Here is a 14193-nt window from a genome sequence, read left to right on the forward strand (position 1 = left end):
AAAGGCCCCGTGATGATCCTGCGTTCCGTCTGCTTGGGTGCGATACTCATGTTGTGCGCATTGAGCACCCGGGCAGAAGATCGCCTCACCATCCTGCACACCAATGATTTTCATGCGCGGTTCGAGCCGGTGAACCGCTTTGATTCCCCGTGCGGCAAGAAAGCCCGGGACGCGAAGGAATGCTTTGGCGGCTCGGCGAGGCTGATCACGGCAATCCGGGCTGCACGGTCAAGGGCCGGAGACGCCGTCCTCCTGCTGGATGGGGGCGATCAGTTCCAGGGCACGCTTTTTTACAACCACTACAAGGGGCAACTGGCCGCAGAGATGATGAATCGGCTCGGCTATGACGCGATGACAGTGGGCATCACGAGTTCGCTGAAGATGCACGTGTGATCCGGGCTGTTGGAGCGCAATCGACGATGGATGCGACCGTGGCCGCGGATGCCCATGATACCGGACCGTTCCTCGCGGGTTTGGTGGCCGGGTATCCGGCGGTGCGGGAACCCTTTTCACCTTGTACCGGCGGGCGCAGACGCGCGCGGGCGGCCCTATCTGGCCGTGGCTCGCTTTTCGCGTCATGATCACCCGCCCTTTGCATCCCTCCCCGACCGGGGCGGAAAGAACGCCTGGCCATGGAACGCACCTCAGGATGGGTGCTTGCACCGATTGCGGAGTCCCGCCCGGCCCCTTGCCGGGGGCGTTCGCGCCCGGCCGCGTCGCTGGGCCGGTTTCGCTCAGGCCCCGGGCCCGGTGTCGGTAACGCTGGCGCCGAAGGCGGTATAGGAGGTGCCCGCCTCACCCGGCGCGCTGCCGCGGGCGGGGTGGGCCCCCGGGTTGGCGGCGTAATCGAAATTGATCCCGGTCCCCTCGATGATCCTGTTCATCATGTTGAACAGCGCACAGACCTGCACCGCCTCAAAGAGCGCGGCCTCGGACCAGCCGGCATCATAGACGGACTGCGCGTCAGCGGCCACCAGCCGCGAGGGCAGGGTGTTGAGCTTGGCCACATAGGCCAGCAGCGGGCGCATCGCCGGCTCCACCGGCGCCGTGCCGGGATCGTCAAGCAGCGCCTCGATCAGTGCCGGGTCCTGGCCGAATACCTCCACATACACAAGATGTGACCCGGTGCAGAACCGGCAGGCATTCAGCGCCGAAACATAGGTGGCGATCAACTCGCGATCCGCTATGGTGAGCGCGCCGTCGCCGCGCAGAAGACCTTCGTGGTAGTCCATGAGCGGTTGTACGTTCTCGGGATAAATTCGGTAAAGATCACGCAGGTGGGCCGGATCGGGCAGGCTTGGAAGGAATGGCATTGAACTACCTCTTGGAGATGAACGCGCCGCAACCTGTCACGAGGGCGCTGCGCGCCGCAACTCAGCTTTGCGTGATCGCCGATTTGCGACAGGCAGGAATGTCGGGGATGGAACAGCCCGGGCGTGGCCGGGATGATCGGATGGCCCGATGACGGTGCGGGACCCCATCGCCAAGACCGGCCTCGGCTGGATCGACCTTGCACTTGGTGTGGCCGTTGCGCTGACCTGGGGTATGGGGCTGGTTTTTGCCAAGGCGGCCATCGGGCACTTTCCGCCGATCCTTCTCATGGCGCTCAGATTCACGGTGACCGCGCTGGCGCTGGTTTGGTTCGTGCGGGTGCCGGCGGGGCAATTTCGGATACTTTTCCTTATCGCGCTGATTTCGGCAGCGGTGCAATACAGCCTGACCTATACCGGGCTCGTGCGGCTGGATGCAGGGGCGGCGGCGCTGATCGTGCAACTCGAAGTGCCGTTCCTGACGCTGATCGGGGCGCTGGTTCTGGGTGAGCGGACAGGATGGCGCAAGTGGACGGGGATCGCGCTCGCCTTCATCGGGGTCTGGCAGATCACGGGCGCGCCGCGCATCGCCGCGGAGTGGGGCGCCGTGCTGCTGGTCATCGGAGGCGCCGCGACATGGGCGGTGGGCCAGGCGATGATCCGGCAGCTGCGTGGCATCGACGGGCTGACCGTGACCGCCTGGGTGGCGGTAATGGCCGCGCCGCAGCTTTTCGTGATGTCGGGCCTGTTCGAAAGCGGGCATGTCGCCGCGTTGCGCAGTGCCGGGCCGGTGGTGTGGGGGGCGGTCCTGTACATGGGGCTGGTGATGACGGCGCTTGGCTATGGTATCTGGTACACGCTGGTGCGGCGCAACCCGGTGAGTCTGGTGGCGCCATTTCTCTTGCTTCTGCCGATTTTTTCGGTCCTGGGCGGGGCCGTATTCCTGGGTGAGATTCTCAGCCCGCAGGTTCTGTTGGGTGGCGGCGTGGTGCTCGCCGGGGTCGCCCTGATCCTGACCGAACGGAGTTGAGTCAGACAAGCGGCTCGCGGGAATGTCATTTGTCTTGACAGGATCGGAAAGCGGATAGTTCCGGGGCAGGGAAATCGACCGAGAGGCGAGGGAATGACACTGTTTCTTGCACTTCTTGGCGGCGTGGCCGCGCTCGCGGCGCTGGTGTCGGGCGGGGCGATGGCTGCCGCCGGCCTGGTGCACCCCTTCTGGCAGATGCAGGCAACGCTCGTGGGCGGCGGGGCCGGGGTCATCCTGGCGGCCGCGTTGCTGTGGCTGGGCCGGCGGCGCCCCGGGGCCGGCCGCGCGATGGCCGCCGGGGCCGGGCTGTCCCTGGCCGCGGCGCTGTGGGTGACCTGGCGCGCGGCGCGCATCTTCATTTCCTCGACAGAATTCGAGCCGATGGCCGGGCAGGTCTGGTTTCTGGGCTATCACGCGGTGGCGGCCCTGGTTGTCCTGACCGTTGCCATGACCATCGCGCAGTTGCGCCGCGATTTCGTCCGGCGATCGTGAGCCCGTTCAGACCGTACGCTCGACCATCATCTTCTTGATCTTTGAGATCGCCTTGGCCGGGTTGAGGCCCTTCGGGCAGGTCTTGGTGCAGTTCATGATCGTGTGGCAGCGGTAGAGCTTGAACGGATCCTCCAGATCGTCCAGCCGCTCCCCTGTCGCCTCGTCGCGGCTGTCGATGATCCAGCGATAGGCATGCAGCAGTGCGGCGGGCCCGAGATACTTGTCACCGTTCCACCAGTAGGAGGGGCAGGCGGTGGAGCAGCAGGCGCACATCACGCACTCGTAGAGGCCGTCCAGTTTCTCGCGGTCCTCGATAGACTGCTTCCATTCCTTGGCGGGGGCGTTGGTCTTCGTCTCCAGCCACGGCATGATCGAGGCGTGCTGCGCATAGAAATGCGTGAGGTCCGGGATCAGATCCTTCACAACCGGCATGTGTGGCAACGGGTAAATCTTCACGTCGCCCTTGACCTCGTCCATACCGTAAATGCAGGCCAGCGTATTGATACCGTCGATGTTCATCGCACAGGAGCCGCATATCCCCTCGCGGCAGGACCGGCGGAAGGTCAGGGTCGGGTCGATTTCGGTCTTGATCTTGATCAGCGCGTCCAGAACCATCGGACCGCAGGTGTCCATGTCGACGAAGTAGGTATCGACCCGCGGGTTTTCGCCATCGTCGGGATTCCAGCGGTAGATCTGGAACTTGCGAATGTTGCCGGCCCCCTCCGGTTTGGGCCAGGTCTTGCCACGGGTCATCCGGGAGTTCTTGGGCAGTGCGAGTTCCACCATGTCTGTCGTCCTTTGCTGCGGCGCGTGCGGGCGGGGGAGACCCCTAGCCCGAGGCGAAGAGTTGCTGGTTTCTTGTCACGAGACGGGCCACCCTGGTGCGGGCCTGCCGGTTAAGATCGAGGGTATTGAGAAGTCGCATGAATTCAAGGGCCCCGGCGTTCAGGCTCTGATTGCGGGTTCCGGAAACGGGGCTGAGCGTGGCAAGGTCGCAACCCTCAAGGCCGGCATGATGCAGAAGCTGCTGACCGGGGCGTGCCGGATCGGGTTCGTCCTCCAGCCGGAAGATCGCCAGCCGTGCGGCCCCCAGATGCGTGGAAAGACGCGATTCCAGATCGGCCCAGCTGCCGCAGTTTTCGGTCTCGCACAGGAACTCGGCCTCGCTGCGCGGGTAGCTGTCGGTCTTGACGGCCTGATTGTAGACGCTCTTTTTCCAGGCTGCCATATCGCGGGTGTAAAAGACGTATTCCGGCGCAAGTGGCGCCATCGCGCGGTCGATCGTGTCGAGTATGCGGGTGACATGAGGATAGAGCCGCGTCTCACCGGCGCGTCCGATCATCGCGCCGGGCAGGTTTTCATGCGAGACAAGGCACGTGCCGGACGCCGGCAGGCTGTTGCGCAGCTCGGTGGCGGCCTTCTCCAGAAGCTCCTCGTTTTCCCGTGTCGGATCGACCGAGAAATGCGCCGCCGTTCGACCGAGAACCCGCGTGGGCGTGCCCTTGAGCGGGGTCAGAACATGCACTCCACGCGCCTCCAGTGCGGCCCGGTTGCGACCCAGGAAATGGTGCAGAGAGGTCGAGCCGGTTTTCTGCACACCGCAATGGATGATCAGTCGCGCCGGTCCGGCGCGGGAGGCATGGGGCGCGGCCATCACCGGACTTTCCGCAAGCCACCACGAGCTATGACGGGCGTCGCGGTCATCAGAACGTGCGTTCCTTCGGAGCGATCTTCTTGATCGCGATTCCGCCCTCCTTTTCGGGGGTCAACGGATCCTCGATGATGGGTCTATAGCCAAGGTCGACGCTGTTGCCATCCACGCGGGCCACGGTGTGCACGCGCCAGCTCTTGTCATCGCGCTTGGTGAAATCCTCGTGGGCGTGGGCGCCGCGACTTTCCTTGCGCGCCTCGGCTCCGGCGATGGTCGCCAGCGCGTTGGGCATCAGATTGGTCAGCTCCAGCGTTTCCATCAGGTCCGAGTTCCAGATCATGGAACGGTCAGTCACGTGCAGGTCGTCAAGCTTGGCCGCGACGCCGGTCATTTTCTCGAGCCCCGCAGCGAGGGTTTTCGAGGTCCGGAAGACGGCGGCGTCCTCCTGCATGGTTTTCTGCATTTCGAGGCGAAGTTCGGCCGTGGGTGTGCTGCCCGCGGCATGGCGCAGCCCGTCGAAGCGGTCCAGGGCCTTGTCCACTTGTGCACTGTTGGTTTCCGGCACTGCGCTTTCGGCATCCACCACGCGGCCGGCGCGGATCGCGGCGGCGCGGCCGAACACCACGAGGTCGATCAACGAGTTGGAGCCCAGCCGGTTGGCGCCGTGAACGCTGGCGCAGCCGGCCTCGCCCACGGCCATGAGCCCGGGAACGATGGCGTTGGGATCCTCGGCGGTGGGGTTGAGCACCTCGCCCCAGTAATTGGTGGGCACACCGCCCATGTTGTAATGCACCGTGGGCAACACCGGGATCGGTTCCTTGGTGACATCGACCCCGGCAAAGATCTTTGCCGACTCCGATATTCCCGGCAGGCGCAGGTTGAGCGCCTCGGCAGGCAGGTGGCTGAGGTTGAGGTGTATATGGTCCCCGTTCGGCCCGACGCCGCGGCCTTCGCGGATCTCCATGGTCATCGAGCGGCTGACATAATCGCGTGGTGCCAGATCCTTGTATTGTGGCGCGTAGCGTTCCATGAAGCGTTCGCCCTCGGAATTGGTCAGGTAACCACCCTCGCCGCGCGCGCCCTCGGTGATCAGGCAGCCGGCACCGAAAATGCCGGTGGGGTGGAACTGCACGAATTCCATGTCCTGAAGCGGCAATCCCGCGCGGGCCACCATGCCGCCGCCGTCGCCGGTGCAGGTATGCGCCGAGGTCGCGCTGAAATAGGCCCGGCCGTAGCCGCCGGTGGCCAGCACGACCATCTTGGCGTTGAAGACATGGATCGTCCCGTCATCGAGTTTCCAACACACCACGCCGGTGCAGGCGCCATCATCGGACATGATCAGGTCAATCGCGAAATACTCGATATAGAACTCGGCATTGTTCTTCAGGCTCTGCCCGTAGAGCGTGTGCAGGATGGCGTGGCCGGTGCGGTCCGCGGCGGCACAGGTGCGCTGCACGGCCGGGCCTTCCCCGAACTCGGTTGTGTGGCCACCGAAGGGGCGCTGATAGATCCTGCCTTCCTCGGTCCGCGAGAAGGGCACGCCATAATGTTCCAGCTCGTAAACGGCCTTGGGCGCCTCGCGGGCAAGATACTCCATGGCGTCGGTATCGCCCAGCCAGTCCGAGCCCTTGACCGTGTCGTACATGTGCCATTGCCAGTGGTCCGGACCCATGTTGGACAGACTTGCCGCGATCCCGCCCTGAGCGGCCACGGTGTGCGACCGGGTCGGAAAGACCTTGGTCACGCAGGCGGTGCGCAGGCCCTGTTCGGCCATGCCCAGCGTTGCACGCAGACCGGCCCCGCCGGCGCCGACAACCACCACATCGTAATCATGTGTCTCGAATTCGTATGCAGCCATGTTATTCAGCTCCTCAAAGCGCGATCTTGGCAAGGGCGAAAAGCCCCGTGGCCATGATGGCATAGCTCAGCGCGGTGGCCAGGACGATCGTCACCTTGCGGGTGGACCCGTGGGTGTAATCCTCCAAAAGGGTTTGCACACCGCTTCGGAAATGCTGCATGCCGACAACCACCACCAGGCCGGAAAGGATCGCAACGGCCGGGTGGGCAAAGGTTTCGAGCACTGCATCGCGACCTTGTCCGAGGGTGCTTCCGAAAATGTAGAGGAAGGCCGGCACAACGAGTGCCAGGCCGACGCCGCTGACGATCATGTGCCAGTGATGCCCGGTTCCGGCATGGGCCGCGCCCTTGCCTTCGGCGCGCTTGCGGTCGGTCAGAAAACGCATGGCTTGCCTCGCTTCAGATGATGACGATGGTGATCACGGTCAGGATGACCGAGCCGATGACGCAGACCCAGCCCAGCTTCTCGGCGGTCGCAAGCTCCAGGCCACGGCCTGAATCCCAGAGCAGATGGCGTAGCCCGGCAAGGTAATGATACCAAACCGCCCACAATGAAAGGGTCATCACGATATCGCCGAACCAGGAGGTGAGAACCGCGTCCGCCGTAGCAAAATAGGCCTCCGAGGTCGCGGCGGCCAGAAGCCACCAGACGATCAGAAGCGCGGCGACGATCAGCGCGTTTCCGGTAATCCGCGTCAGGATCGAACTTATCGATGTCATTTGCGGACGATAGATTGTCAGATGTGGCGAAAGTGGGCGATTGCCCCTGTTCACGTCTGCCATTGGGTCTGTCCCTTCTGCTGCCTCGCCCTGGTTGCTCGTCGACGACACTCGTGGAATCTTTTAGCGCGCATGTCACGCCTTCACACCCCAAAAGCCGCAATCCAGGTCCATTTTTCCGGAAAATTCCAGTTTGTGATCACGTAGGAAAGGCCGTGATCACAAATTCACTTCAACAGGGAAGCGCGCCTTTCCGGATATCCGCAGGGCAACTTCACGCAGCAGCCTGTCCTGCATGGGTGCGGTATTTTCGGGTTACGTGCTGGCCGTGATCACAATTTTGCCCGGCCCCTGCCGGCCGGCATGTTTCCCCGGTCCCGGGGTGCAGCACGGCGGTGGCAAGGCCATGCATCCGTGCACGGCACCCGGCGCGATCGTCCGGGTCCGTCACGTTGTCCGTCAAGCACCAGCGTGACCGTTGCGCGCCTGTGCCGTCATTGGGCTGATGACGGTGGTCAGACGGCCCGGCGCACGGGAAAGACGGTATCTTGCGCCCGGTTTTGGGGTCACGATGCCGTTGGTGGTGGCGGTTGCCCGCCCGGCGGACGGACGGTATATGGCGGCTGGGCCGTGGTGGCCGCGGCATCGGACCGGGGGGCGATACCGATGATTGTTGTGGCGGGCCTGCTGCTGGCCTTCGTTCTGGTCCTGGTATTCTCGAACCCCGCGACGCGGGCCTGCCGGTGGCGCGAGGACCGGCGTGGTGACCGCGACGGGCTGAAGAAGTTCAGATGCATGGCCTGCGGTGCGGAGGGCTTTACAAGCACCGGGAAACCGCCTTTGGATTGTCGGGCCGACCAGACGCCGCCAGACAAGTAGAGAGGCCCATGTCCGAACCAGCCGATGCCGATTCCCGCCGTGCCGTCCCCCCGGTCATATGCTACCCGACCGAGACGCTGCCGCAGCCCGACCTTGCGTTATACGCCGCGGCGCGGGCCGATGCGGAAAGGGTCGGCGAGGTAACCGTGCCGCCGCGCGAGGCGGCCGCGTTTCGGGTCCGGGCCGGGCAGTTCTTTCGCATCACCAGCGTGGAGGGGCCGCAGGTGGGCGATCTCAACCTGTGGAACGCGCATGACCTGTCGGAACGCTTCCATTCAGGCAAGACACGGGCCCTGCACGGCACCCACCTGAGCACCGGCGACAGGATGTGGTCCTGTTTTCCGCATCTGCGTCCGATGGCCACGATCGTTGCCGACACCCTGGACTGGTACGGAATCGACGGGTTCGGCGGGGCGGTTCACGACGTGATCGGCACCCGATGCGATCCCTATACCGGCAACCTGCTGGCCGGGAGCCAGTATCACCACTGCTGCCATTCAAACCTGACACGGGCGGTGGCCGATACGCTGGACACCGGGCTGACGGCGGCCGAAGCCCATGTGCATGACGTGTTGAACGTTTTCATGTGCACCGGTTTCACCCGGGACACCGGGCAGTATTTCATGAAGGCGAGCCCGGTGCGCCCCGGTGACCATCTGGAGTTCTTTGCCGAAATCGACCTTCTGGGTGCATTGAGCGCATGCCCCGGTGGGGACTGCTCGGCGGAGCATTCAAGCGACGCGGCCGCCTGTCACCCGCTGCTGGTCGAGATCCATGCGCCGCGCATGGGCGCGCTGGAAGGATGGCAGAGCCCGCCGGTCAATGGCTATGACCGCAGCCACGGACGCGGGGATGGCGCCTGATCGGGAAGGGCCGTGAAGACCCTGCCGGGAATTGCCTCCCGGACGGCTTTCAAGGGCCTCCGGCGGGAGTATTTCTGGAAAGATGAACGGGGGGCGTCAGCCGGCAAAGGCGGCGGCAAGGGCGATGTCGAACATCGCCGACAATCCCTGTTCGCGGTCCGCGGGTGGCATTGCGGCGCCGGTGACGAGATTGTCGCTGACCGTGAGGATGGAGAGCGCCCGCACGCCGTGGCGGGCCGCGATGGTATAGAGTTCGGCGGTTTCCATCTCGACCGCCAGGGTGCGGTGGCGGCGGAGTTGCTCGGTCAGGTCGGGGCGTTCGTCATAAAAGCTGTCGGTGGAGTGGATGCCGCCCACATGGGGGGTGATCCCGCGCGACTCGGCGGCGCGCACGGCGGCACGCAGGAGCGGCCAGTCCGCGCAGGGGGCGAACTGCATTTCCCGGAAGAGGCTCGAGGAAGGGGAATTTGTGCTGCTGGCGGTCATCGCGAGGATCACGTCATTCAGTCCCAGACCGGCCTGCATACCACCGCATGAGCCGACACGGATCAGGGTCCGGGCGCCGTGATCGCGGATCAACTCGGTGGCGTAGATCGCGAGGCTGGGCATGCCCATGCCGCTGCCGTGGATAGTCACCGGGGTGTCCTGCCAGCTGCCGGTCAAGCCGGACATCCCGCGCAGGTCATTGACGCGGCGTGGATTGGTGAGAAAGCGTTCCGCGGCCCACTCGGCTCGTCTGGGGTCGCCCGGCAATAGGACGGTTTCCGCGATATCGCCCGGTGCGGCACCGACATGCAGGCTCATGGCCGGGCGTACTTGATGAAAGGGGTGAGTTTGCCGACCCGGTCGTAGAGCCGACGTGCCGGCGTGTTGAAATCCTGCGTCAGCCAGTAAACCGATGGGGTGCCGTTCGCGTCGGCGGCGGCATAGACCGCTTCGATCAGGGCACGCCCCACGCCGAGACCGCGCATGTCGGGCGCGGTATAAAGATCCTGTAGGTAGCAGGTGTCCTCGATGCGCCAATTGTGGGCATGGAAGACGAAATGCACCAAGCCCGCGATGCGTCCGCCGACGCGCGCGACAAACGCGGCGCGCTCGGGGTGGTCCGCGGAGGTCAGACGTTCGAAGGTGGTTTCGAAGATTTCGGCCGGCAATTCGGTTTCGTAGAAATGCAGGTAGTCTCGCCAAAGCGCGACCCAGTCATCGTGATCCTCCGGAGCCAGGGGGTGGATTTCGATTTCCGTCACGTAACCTCCGATCAACGGGGCGATGCCGGAAGGCAAGTCCGGTCGCCGTGTTTCGTCCTTCGGGAGAATGCCCGGCGTCAGATTTCCAGATCGGAGATCGACATGCCCTTTTCGAGCGCCGCATTCACCCATTTCGGCTTGCGGCCCCGACCCGTCCAGGTCTGGGTGGGATCGTTGGGGTTGCGGTATTTCGGGGCGCCTTTCGGGCCTTTTCCGCTGGTGGCCTGCAAATCATTGAGAGAAAAACCAAATTCCTTGACAGCTTCTTCCGCGGCACGAAGGGCTTCCGCCTTTCGGCGGCTCTCGACTGTTTTCAACGCCCGATCCACATCCTTTCGCAGGGCCAGGAGTTCTTCTTTCGACATCTTGTCCAGATCCATGTTCATTGCGTGTTTCCAATCCGGTTTTTTCCGATCAGGATTTACTGGACCAGAACCGGGAATCATTCAAGTTACATTTTGAGACAGTCAACGCATGGATCGGGCGCCTCCACGACCGCGGAGACGAAATCGCGCGGGAAAATCAGGGGTGTCTATTGTGCCGCGACCGCACCGGGATCGGCAAGCTCGACGATATCGGTCATGATGGTGTTCAATTCGAAATCCTTGGGCGTGTAGACCCGCGCCACGCCCATTGCCCTGAGCCGATCGGCGTCATCCTCGGGGATGATACCGCCAACGACGACCGGGATGTCGCGGAGGCCCGCGGCGCGCAGCCGTGCCATCAGATCCTCGATCAGGGGCATGTGACTGCCCGACAGGATCGACAGGCCGATCACGTGCGGGCGGTCCTCGGTGGCGGCGGTCACGATTTCCTGAGGAGTCAGACGGATGCCCTCGTAGCCGATATCCATGCCGCAGTCCCGGGCGCGCACCGCGATCTGTTCGGCACCGTTGGAATGCCCGTCGAGGCCCGGTTTGCCCATCAGGAGCCTCAGGCGGCGGCCCAGGCGGTCGCTGGCGGCATCCACGGCTGCGCGGAGATCGTCCAGGCCCTCGGTGCGGTTCGAAGGGCTGGAGGAAACGCCGGTGGGGCCCCTGTATTCCCCATGCACGGCCCGCATCTGAGCGGCCCATTCACCCGTCGTGACGCCGGCGCGGGCAGCCTCGATGGAGGCAGGCATGATGTTGCGCCCGCCGGCAGCGGCGCTGCGCAGCGCCCGGAGCGCGGCCTCCACGGCGGTTTCGTCGCGCTGGTCCCGCCAGGCGTCAAGCCGGGCGATCTGTTCGGCCTCGACCTGTGGATCGACGGTCATGATGCCTCCATCCTCTGACATCAGGGGGCTGGGTTCGCAGTCCGTCCAGCGGTTGACGCCGACGACGACGGTTTCACCCCGCTCGATCCCGCCAAGACGCTCGGCGTTGCTGTCGACGAGGCGCGATTTCATGTAGTCAATGGCAGACACCGCGCCGCCCATGCTGTCGAGATTGGCCAGTTCGTGGCGGGCGCCGTCCTTGAGCGCCTCGACCTTGGCATCCACTGCCGGGTTGCCGTCGAAGAGATCCTCGAATTCCAGAAGATCGGTCTCGTAGGCCAGTATCTGCTGCATGCGCATCGACCATTGCTGATCCCACGGGCGGGGCAGGCCCAGGGCCTCGTTCCAGGCGGGCAGTTGCACGGCGCGCGCACGTGCCTTCTTGCTGAGCGTGACCGCCAGCATTTCCAGGAGGATCCGGTAGACATTGTTTTCGGGCTGCTGTTCGGTCAGTCCCAGTGAATTGACCTGCACGCCGTAACGAAAACGGCGGAATTTCGGATCGTCGACACCGTAACGGGTTTGCAGGATCTCATCCCAGAGATCGACGAAGGCGCGCATCTTGCACATTTCGGTGACAAAGCGGATACCTGCATTCACGAAGAACGAGATACGGCCCGCCAGAACCGGAAAATCCGTCTCCGGCACCCGAGGGCGCAGCTCGTCCAGCACTGCGGTGGCGGTGGCAAGCGCAAATGCCAGTTCCTGTTCCGGCGTCGCGCCGGCCTCCTGCAAGTGATAGGAGCAGACATTCATCGGGTTCCATTTGGGCACGTTCTTGTAACAATACTCGGCCACGTCGCCGATCATCCGCAGCGACGGTTCGGGCGGGCAGATATATGTGCCGCGTGAAAGGTATTCCTTGATCAGATCGTTCTGTACGGTGCCCGAAAGCCTGGAGATGTCGGCGCCCTGTTCCTCGGCCACGGCGATATAGAGCGAGAGCAGCCACGGCGCGGTGGCGTTGATCGTCATCGAGGTGTTCATCTGCTCCAGGGGGATTTCTTCGAAAAGGGTCCGCATGTCGCCGAGATGGCAGACCGGCACCCCGACTTTGCCAACCTCGCCGCGGCTGAGGACATGATCACTGTCATAACCCGTTTGCGTGGGCAGATCGAACGCCACCGAAAGCCCCGTCTGTCCGCGTGCCAGGTTGGAGCGGTAGAGCGCGTTCGAGGCGGCCGCGGTTGAGTGGCCCGCATAGGTCCGGATCAGCCAGGGCCGGTCCGCCCTGCGTTCTGGCCGCTCGGCCGTGCCGTCCCGGTCCTGGTCTTGCTGGTTCTGCGACATGGTGGGCCTCGTGAATCGGTTGCGCAATTTTGTTACGTCACGGGACTAATAAGTGGAATATTGTGCCGGTGTCAATTCGCTGCATTGCGGCATGGGGCCATTTACCCGGGGACCGAAGCCTGCTTTGGTGCCCCGATGGGCAAGATGGTCGAAATGCCGCTTTGGGCACTGATCCTGCTGGTGGCGTTCGCGGCGGTCACCTTTGCGTCGCATTTCCTGTTGCCTTCGGTGCGCTGGTTCTTTCGCAAACGGGCCGAACGTGTGATCGCCCGCCTCAACCAAAGGCTTGCCCGGCCCATCGAGCCTTTCAAGCTGGCCCGGCGTTACGACATGATACAGCGGTTGATCTACGACCCCGAGGTGAGCCGGGCGATAGCCGAACATGCCAGAACCGAAGGCATCCCCGAGAACGTGGCCTTCGAACAGGCGCGCCGCTATGCGCGGGAGATCGTGCCGGGCTTTTCGGCCAGTGCCTATTTCGGCGTGGCGATCCGACTGTCCAAGTGGCTGAGCCAGGCACTTTACCGGGTCCGTCTCGGACATTTCGACGAGTCGGCACTGAATGCCGTGGATCGCGATGCCACGGTGGTCTTCGTGATGAATCATCGCTCCAACATGGATTATGTTCTTGTGACATGGCTGGCCGCGGACCGGTCCGCGTTGAGTTACGCAGTGGGAGAGTGGGCGCAGGTCTGGCCGCTGAGCGGCTTGCTCAAGTCCATGGGGGCGTATTTCATTCGCCGCAAGGCGCGCGACGCGCTCTACCGCAGGGTGCTGGCCCTCTATGTTCATCTGGCGACCGAGGGCGGGGTGACGCAGGCGGTCTTTCCCGAAGGCGGGCTGAGCCTGAACGGGGCATTGCAGCCGCCCAAACTGGGCATTCTGAAATACATCGTGGAGGGGCGCGGGCTGGAAGGTCGCGATGTGGTGTTCGTCCCGGTGGCGCTGAACTACGACAGGGTGCTGGAGGACCGGATACTGATCGCCGCGGCACAGGCGGGCACCCGACGTTTCCGGGCCCGGATCAGCGTTGTGGCACTGCGGATCCTGCGCCAGATATGGAAGCGGCTGCGCGGGCGGTTCCACCGATATGGCTATGCCGCGGTGAGTTTTGGTGCACCGATGTCCTTGGCGACGTTCCGGCGCGAAAATCCCGGCGCATCGGTGCAGGATCTGGCAAATGCGCTGATGTGCCGGATCGGAGAGGAGGTGCCGGTGCTGCCGGTACCAATGGTGGCCCGCGCTTTGCTGGCTTCCGAAGCTCCGATGGGCGTGCATGACGTTGAGGCTGCGCTGGTGCGGATGACCGCGCAATTGCCGCAGGCGCATGTCCATTTGCCGCGCGGCGACAATGCCTATGCCACGGAAGTCGGCCTGCGCGGGCTGCGGGTGCGCGGACTCATCCTTGAAGAGGCGGGACAGATCACCGTACCCGACGAAGCACGCCCCCTTTTGGAATTCTATTCCGGCTCCATCGCGCATCTTTTCAAAACCCCGAAAGACCCGCAGCACCAGGCTTGATCACGACGATCGGGCCCGGTGAAATGAGGTGGGAAACCTGGGCTCCAGCAGGGATGAGCGTACGCCCTGACGACATTG

General features: G+C 63.9%; 17 protein-coding genes. 7 read left to right on the forward strand and 10 right to left on the reverse strand.

The genetic code is table 11. The annotated features are described in order from the left end of the window. Positions 1–60: 60 nt before the first annotated feature. The gene (locus DQW77_RS10400) at positions 61–393 is read left to right on the forward strand and encodes a hypothetical protein (RefSeq protein WP_181711236.1); all 333 of its coding nucleotides are present in this window, start codon (positions 61–63) and stop codon (positions 391–393) included. Positions 394–734: 341 nt separating this feature from the next. Here DQW77_RS10400 and DQW77_RS10405 read toward each other — a convergent pair whose 3' ends face one another. Continuing rightward, positions 735–1313 (reverse strand): carboxymuconolactone decarboxylase family protein, encoded by a 579-nt coding sequence (locus tag DQW77_RS10405; RefSeq protein ID WP_113258162.1) that lies wholly within the window; start codon positions 1311–1313, stop codon positions 735–737. On the opposite strand from DQW77_RS10405, the gene DQW77_RS18215 reads away from it, so the two are divergent. The 3 genes from DQW77_RS18215 (at position 1313) to DQW77_RS10415 (ending at position 2832) form a co-directional block, all read left to right on the forward strand. After that, positions 1313–1465, forward strand: coding sequence for a hypothetical protein (locus tag DQW77_RS18215; RefSeq protein ID WP_181711237.1), 153 nt, complete (start codon positions 1313–1315; stop codon positions 1463–1465). The genes DQW77_RS10405 and DQW77_RS18215 overlap by 1 nt on opposite strands. Then, positions 1462–2340, forward strand: a complete 879-nt coding sequence (locus DQW77_RS10410; protein WP_113258163.1) for a DMT family transporter — start codon at positions 1462–1464, stop codon at positions 2338–2340. Before DQW77_RS18215 ends, DQW77_RS10410 begins: the two co-directional genes overlap by 4 nt. A gap of 93 nt (positions 2341–2433) precedes the next feature. Next, the gene (locus tag DQW77_RS10415) at positions 2434–2832 is read left to right on the forward strand and encodes a hypothetical protein (RefSeq protein ID WP_113258164.1); all 399 of its coding nucleotides are present in this window, start codon (positions 2434–2436) and stop codon (positions 2830–2832) included. 6 nt (positions 2833–2838) lie between these two features. Here the strand turns inward: DQW77_RS10415 and DQW77_RS10420 are convergent, their stop codons facing one another. From DQW77_RS10420 to sdhC, 5 genes are read right to left on the reverse strand one after another with little or no spacing between them, the layout of a single operon-like run. Then, positions 2839–3618 (reverse strand): succinate dehydrogenase iron-sulfur subunit, encoded by a 780-nt coding sequence (locus DQW77_RS10420; RefSeq protein ID WP_113258165.1) that lies wholly within the window; start codon positions 3616–3618, stop codon positions 2839–2841. Between the two features lie 43 nt (positions 3619–3661). Further along, a complete protein-coding gene (locus tag DQW77_RS10425) occupies positions 3662–4486 on the reverse strand; it encodes a hypothetical protein (RefSeq protein WP_113258166.1) in 825 nt (274 codons plus the stop codon). A 49-nt stretch (positions 4487–4535) separates the two neighbouring features. Then, positions 4536–6341 (reverse strand): succinate dehydrogenase flavoprotein subunit, encoded by a 1806-nt coding sequence (gene sdhA, locus DQW77_RS10430; RefSeq protein ID WP_113258167.1) that lies wholly within the window; start codon positions 6339–6341, stop codon positions 4536–4538. Positions 6342–6354: 13 nt separating this feature from the next. Then, positions 6355–6726, reverse strand: coding sequence for a succinate dehydrogenase, hydrophobic membrane anchor protein (sdhD, locus tag DQW77_RS10435; RefSeq protein WP_113258168.1), 372 nt, complete (start codon positions 6724–6726; stop codon positions 6355–6357). 13 nt (positions 6727–6739) lie between these two features. Beyond that, complete coding sequence (gene sdhC / locus DQW77_RS10440) at positions 6740–7123, reverse strand: succinate dehydrogenase, cytochrome b556 subunit (RefSeq protein ID WP_113258169.1); 384 nt, start codon at positions 7121–7123, stop codon at positions 6740–6742. Between the two features lie 603 nt (positions 7124–7726). On the opposite strand from sdhC, the gene DQW77_RS10445 reads away from it, so the two are divergent. Beyond that, positions 7727–7939 (forward strand): hypothetical protein, encoded by a 213-nt coding sequence (locus DQW77_RS10445; protein ID WP_113258214.1) that lies wholly within the window; start codon positions 7727–7729, stop codon positions 7937–7939. Positions 7940–7947: 8 nt separating this feature from the next. Continuing rightward, complete coding sequence (locus tag DQW77_RS10450; RefSeq protein WP_113258170.1) at positions 7948–8802, forward strand: DUF1989 domain-containing protein; 855 nt, start codon at positions 7948–7950, stop codon at positions 8800–8802. A gap of 96 nt (positions 8803–8898) precedes the next feature. Here DQW77_RS10450 and deoD read toward each other — a convergent pair whose 3' ends face one another. The 4 genes from deoD to DQW77_RS10470 form a co-directional block, all read right to left on the reverse strand. After that, complete coding sequence (gene deoD / locus DQW77_RS10455; RefSeq protein ID WP_113258171.1) at positions 8899–9606, reverse strand: purine-nucleoside phosphorylase; 708 nt, start codon at positions 9604–9606, stop codon at positions 8899–8901. Continuing rightward, positions 9603–10049, reverse strand: coding sequence for a GNAT family N-acetyltransferase (locus DQW77_RS10460; RefSeq protein ID WP_258523815.1), 447 nt, complete (start codon positions 10047–10049; stop codon positions 9603–9605). Before DQW77_RS10460 ends, deoD begins: the two co-directional genes overlap by 4 nt. A gap of 77 nt (positions 10050–10126) precedes the next feature. Then, entirely contained in the window at positions 10127–10435 is a 309-nt protein-coding gene (locus DQW77_RS10465) for an H-NS family nucleoid-associated regulatory protein (RefSeq protein ID WP_113258173.1), read from the reverse strand. Positions 10436–10581: 146 nt separating this feature from the next. Continuing rightward, positions 10582–12594 (reverse strand): protein meaA, encoded by a 2013-nt coding sequence (locus DQW77_RS10470; RefSeq protein ID WP_113258174.1) that lies wholly within the window; start codon positions 12592–12594, stop codon positions 10582–10584. 135 nt (positions 12595–12729) lie between these two features. Between DQW77_RS10470 and DQW77_RS10475 the strand changes: the two genes are divergently transcribed. Further along, positions 12730–14115: a 1-acyl-sn-glycerol-3-phosphate acyltransferase gene (locus tag DQW77_RS10475; RefSeq protein ID WP_113258175.1), complete on the forward strand. Its 1386-nt coding sequence runs from the start codon at positions 12730–12732 to the stop codon at positions 14113–14115. Positions 14116–14193: the final 78 nt, after the last annotated feature.

The organism is Roseovarius sp. TE539 (assembly GCF_003298505.1).
In the GTDB taxonomy this organism is placed as follows: Bacteria; Pseudomonadota; Alphaproteobacteria; order Rhodobacterales; family Rhodobacteraceae; genus Roseovarius.

What these genes read in the sequence shown, in the direction of transcription:
- DQW77_RS10405 (WP_113258162.1), bottom strand. Translation starts at nt 1,313, where the DNA reads ATGCCATTCCTTCCAAGCCTGCCCGATCCGGCCCACCTGCGTGATCTT.
- DQW77_RS10410 (WP_113258163.1), top strand. Translation starts at nt 1,462, where the DNA reads ATGACGGTGCGGGACCCCATCGCCAAGACCGGCCTCGGCTGGATCGAC.
- DQW77_RS10415 (WP_113258164.1), top strand. Translation starts at nt 2,434, where the DNA reads ATGACACTGTTTCTTGCACTTCTTGGCGGCGTGGCCGCGCTCGCGGCG.
- DQW77_RS10420 (WP_113258165.1), bottom strand. Translation starts at nt 3,618, where the DNA reads ATGGTGGAACTCGCACTGCCCAAGAACTCCCGGATGACCCGTGGCAAG.
- DQW77_RS10425 (WP_113258166.1), bottom strand. Translation starts at nt 4,486, where the DNA reads ATGGCCGCGCCCCATGCCTCCCGCGCCGGACCGGCGCGACTGATCATC.
- sdhA (WP_113258167.1), bottom strand. Translation starts at nt 6,341, where the DNA reads ATGGCTGCATACGAATTCGAGACACATGATTACGATGTGGTGGTTGTC.
- sdhD (WP_113258168.1), bottom strand. Translation starts at nt 6,726, where the DNA reads ATGCGTTTTCTGACCGACCGCAAGCGCGCCGAAGGCAAGGGCGCGGCC.
- sdhC (WP_113258169.1), bottom strand. Translation starts at nt 7,123, where the DNA reads ATGGCAGACGTGAACAGGGGCAATCGCCCACTTTCGCCACATCTGACA.
- DQW77_RS10445 (WP_113258214.1), top strand. Translation starts at nt 7,727, where the DNA reads ATGATTGTTGTGGCGGGCCTGCTGCTGGCCTTCGTTCTGGTCCTGGTA.
- DQW77_RS10450 (WP_113258170.1), top strand. Translation starts at nt 7,948, where the DNA reads ATGTCCGAACCAGCCGATGCCGATTCCCGCCGTGCCGTCCCCCCGGTC.
- deoD (WP_113258171.1), bottom strand. Translation starts at nt 9,606, where the DNA reads ATGAGCCTGCATGTCGGTGCCGCACCGGGCGATATCGCGGAAACCGTC.
- DQW77_RS10465 (WP_113258173.1), bottom strand. Translation starts at nt 10,435, where the DNA reads ATGAACATGGATCTGGACAAGATGTCGAAAGAAGAACTCCTGGCCCTG.
- DQW77_RS10470 (WP_113258174.1), bottom strand. Translation starts at nt 12,594, where the DNA reads ATGTCGCAGAACCAGCAAGACCAGGACCGGGACGGCACGGCCGAGCGG.
- DQW77_RS10475 (WP_113258175.1), top strand. Translation starts at nt 12,730, where the DNA reads ATGGGCAAGATGGTCGAAATGCCGCTTTGGGCACTGATCCTGCTGGTG.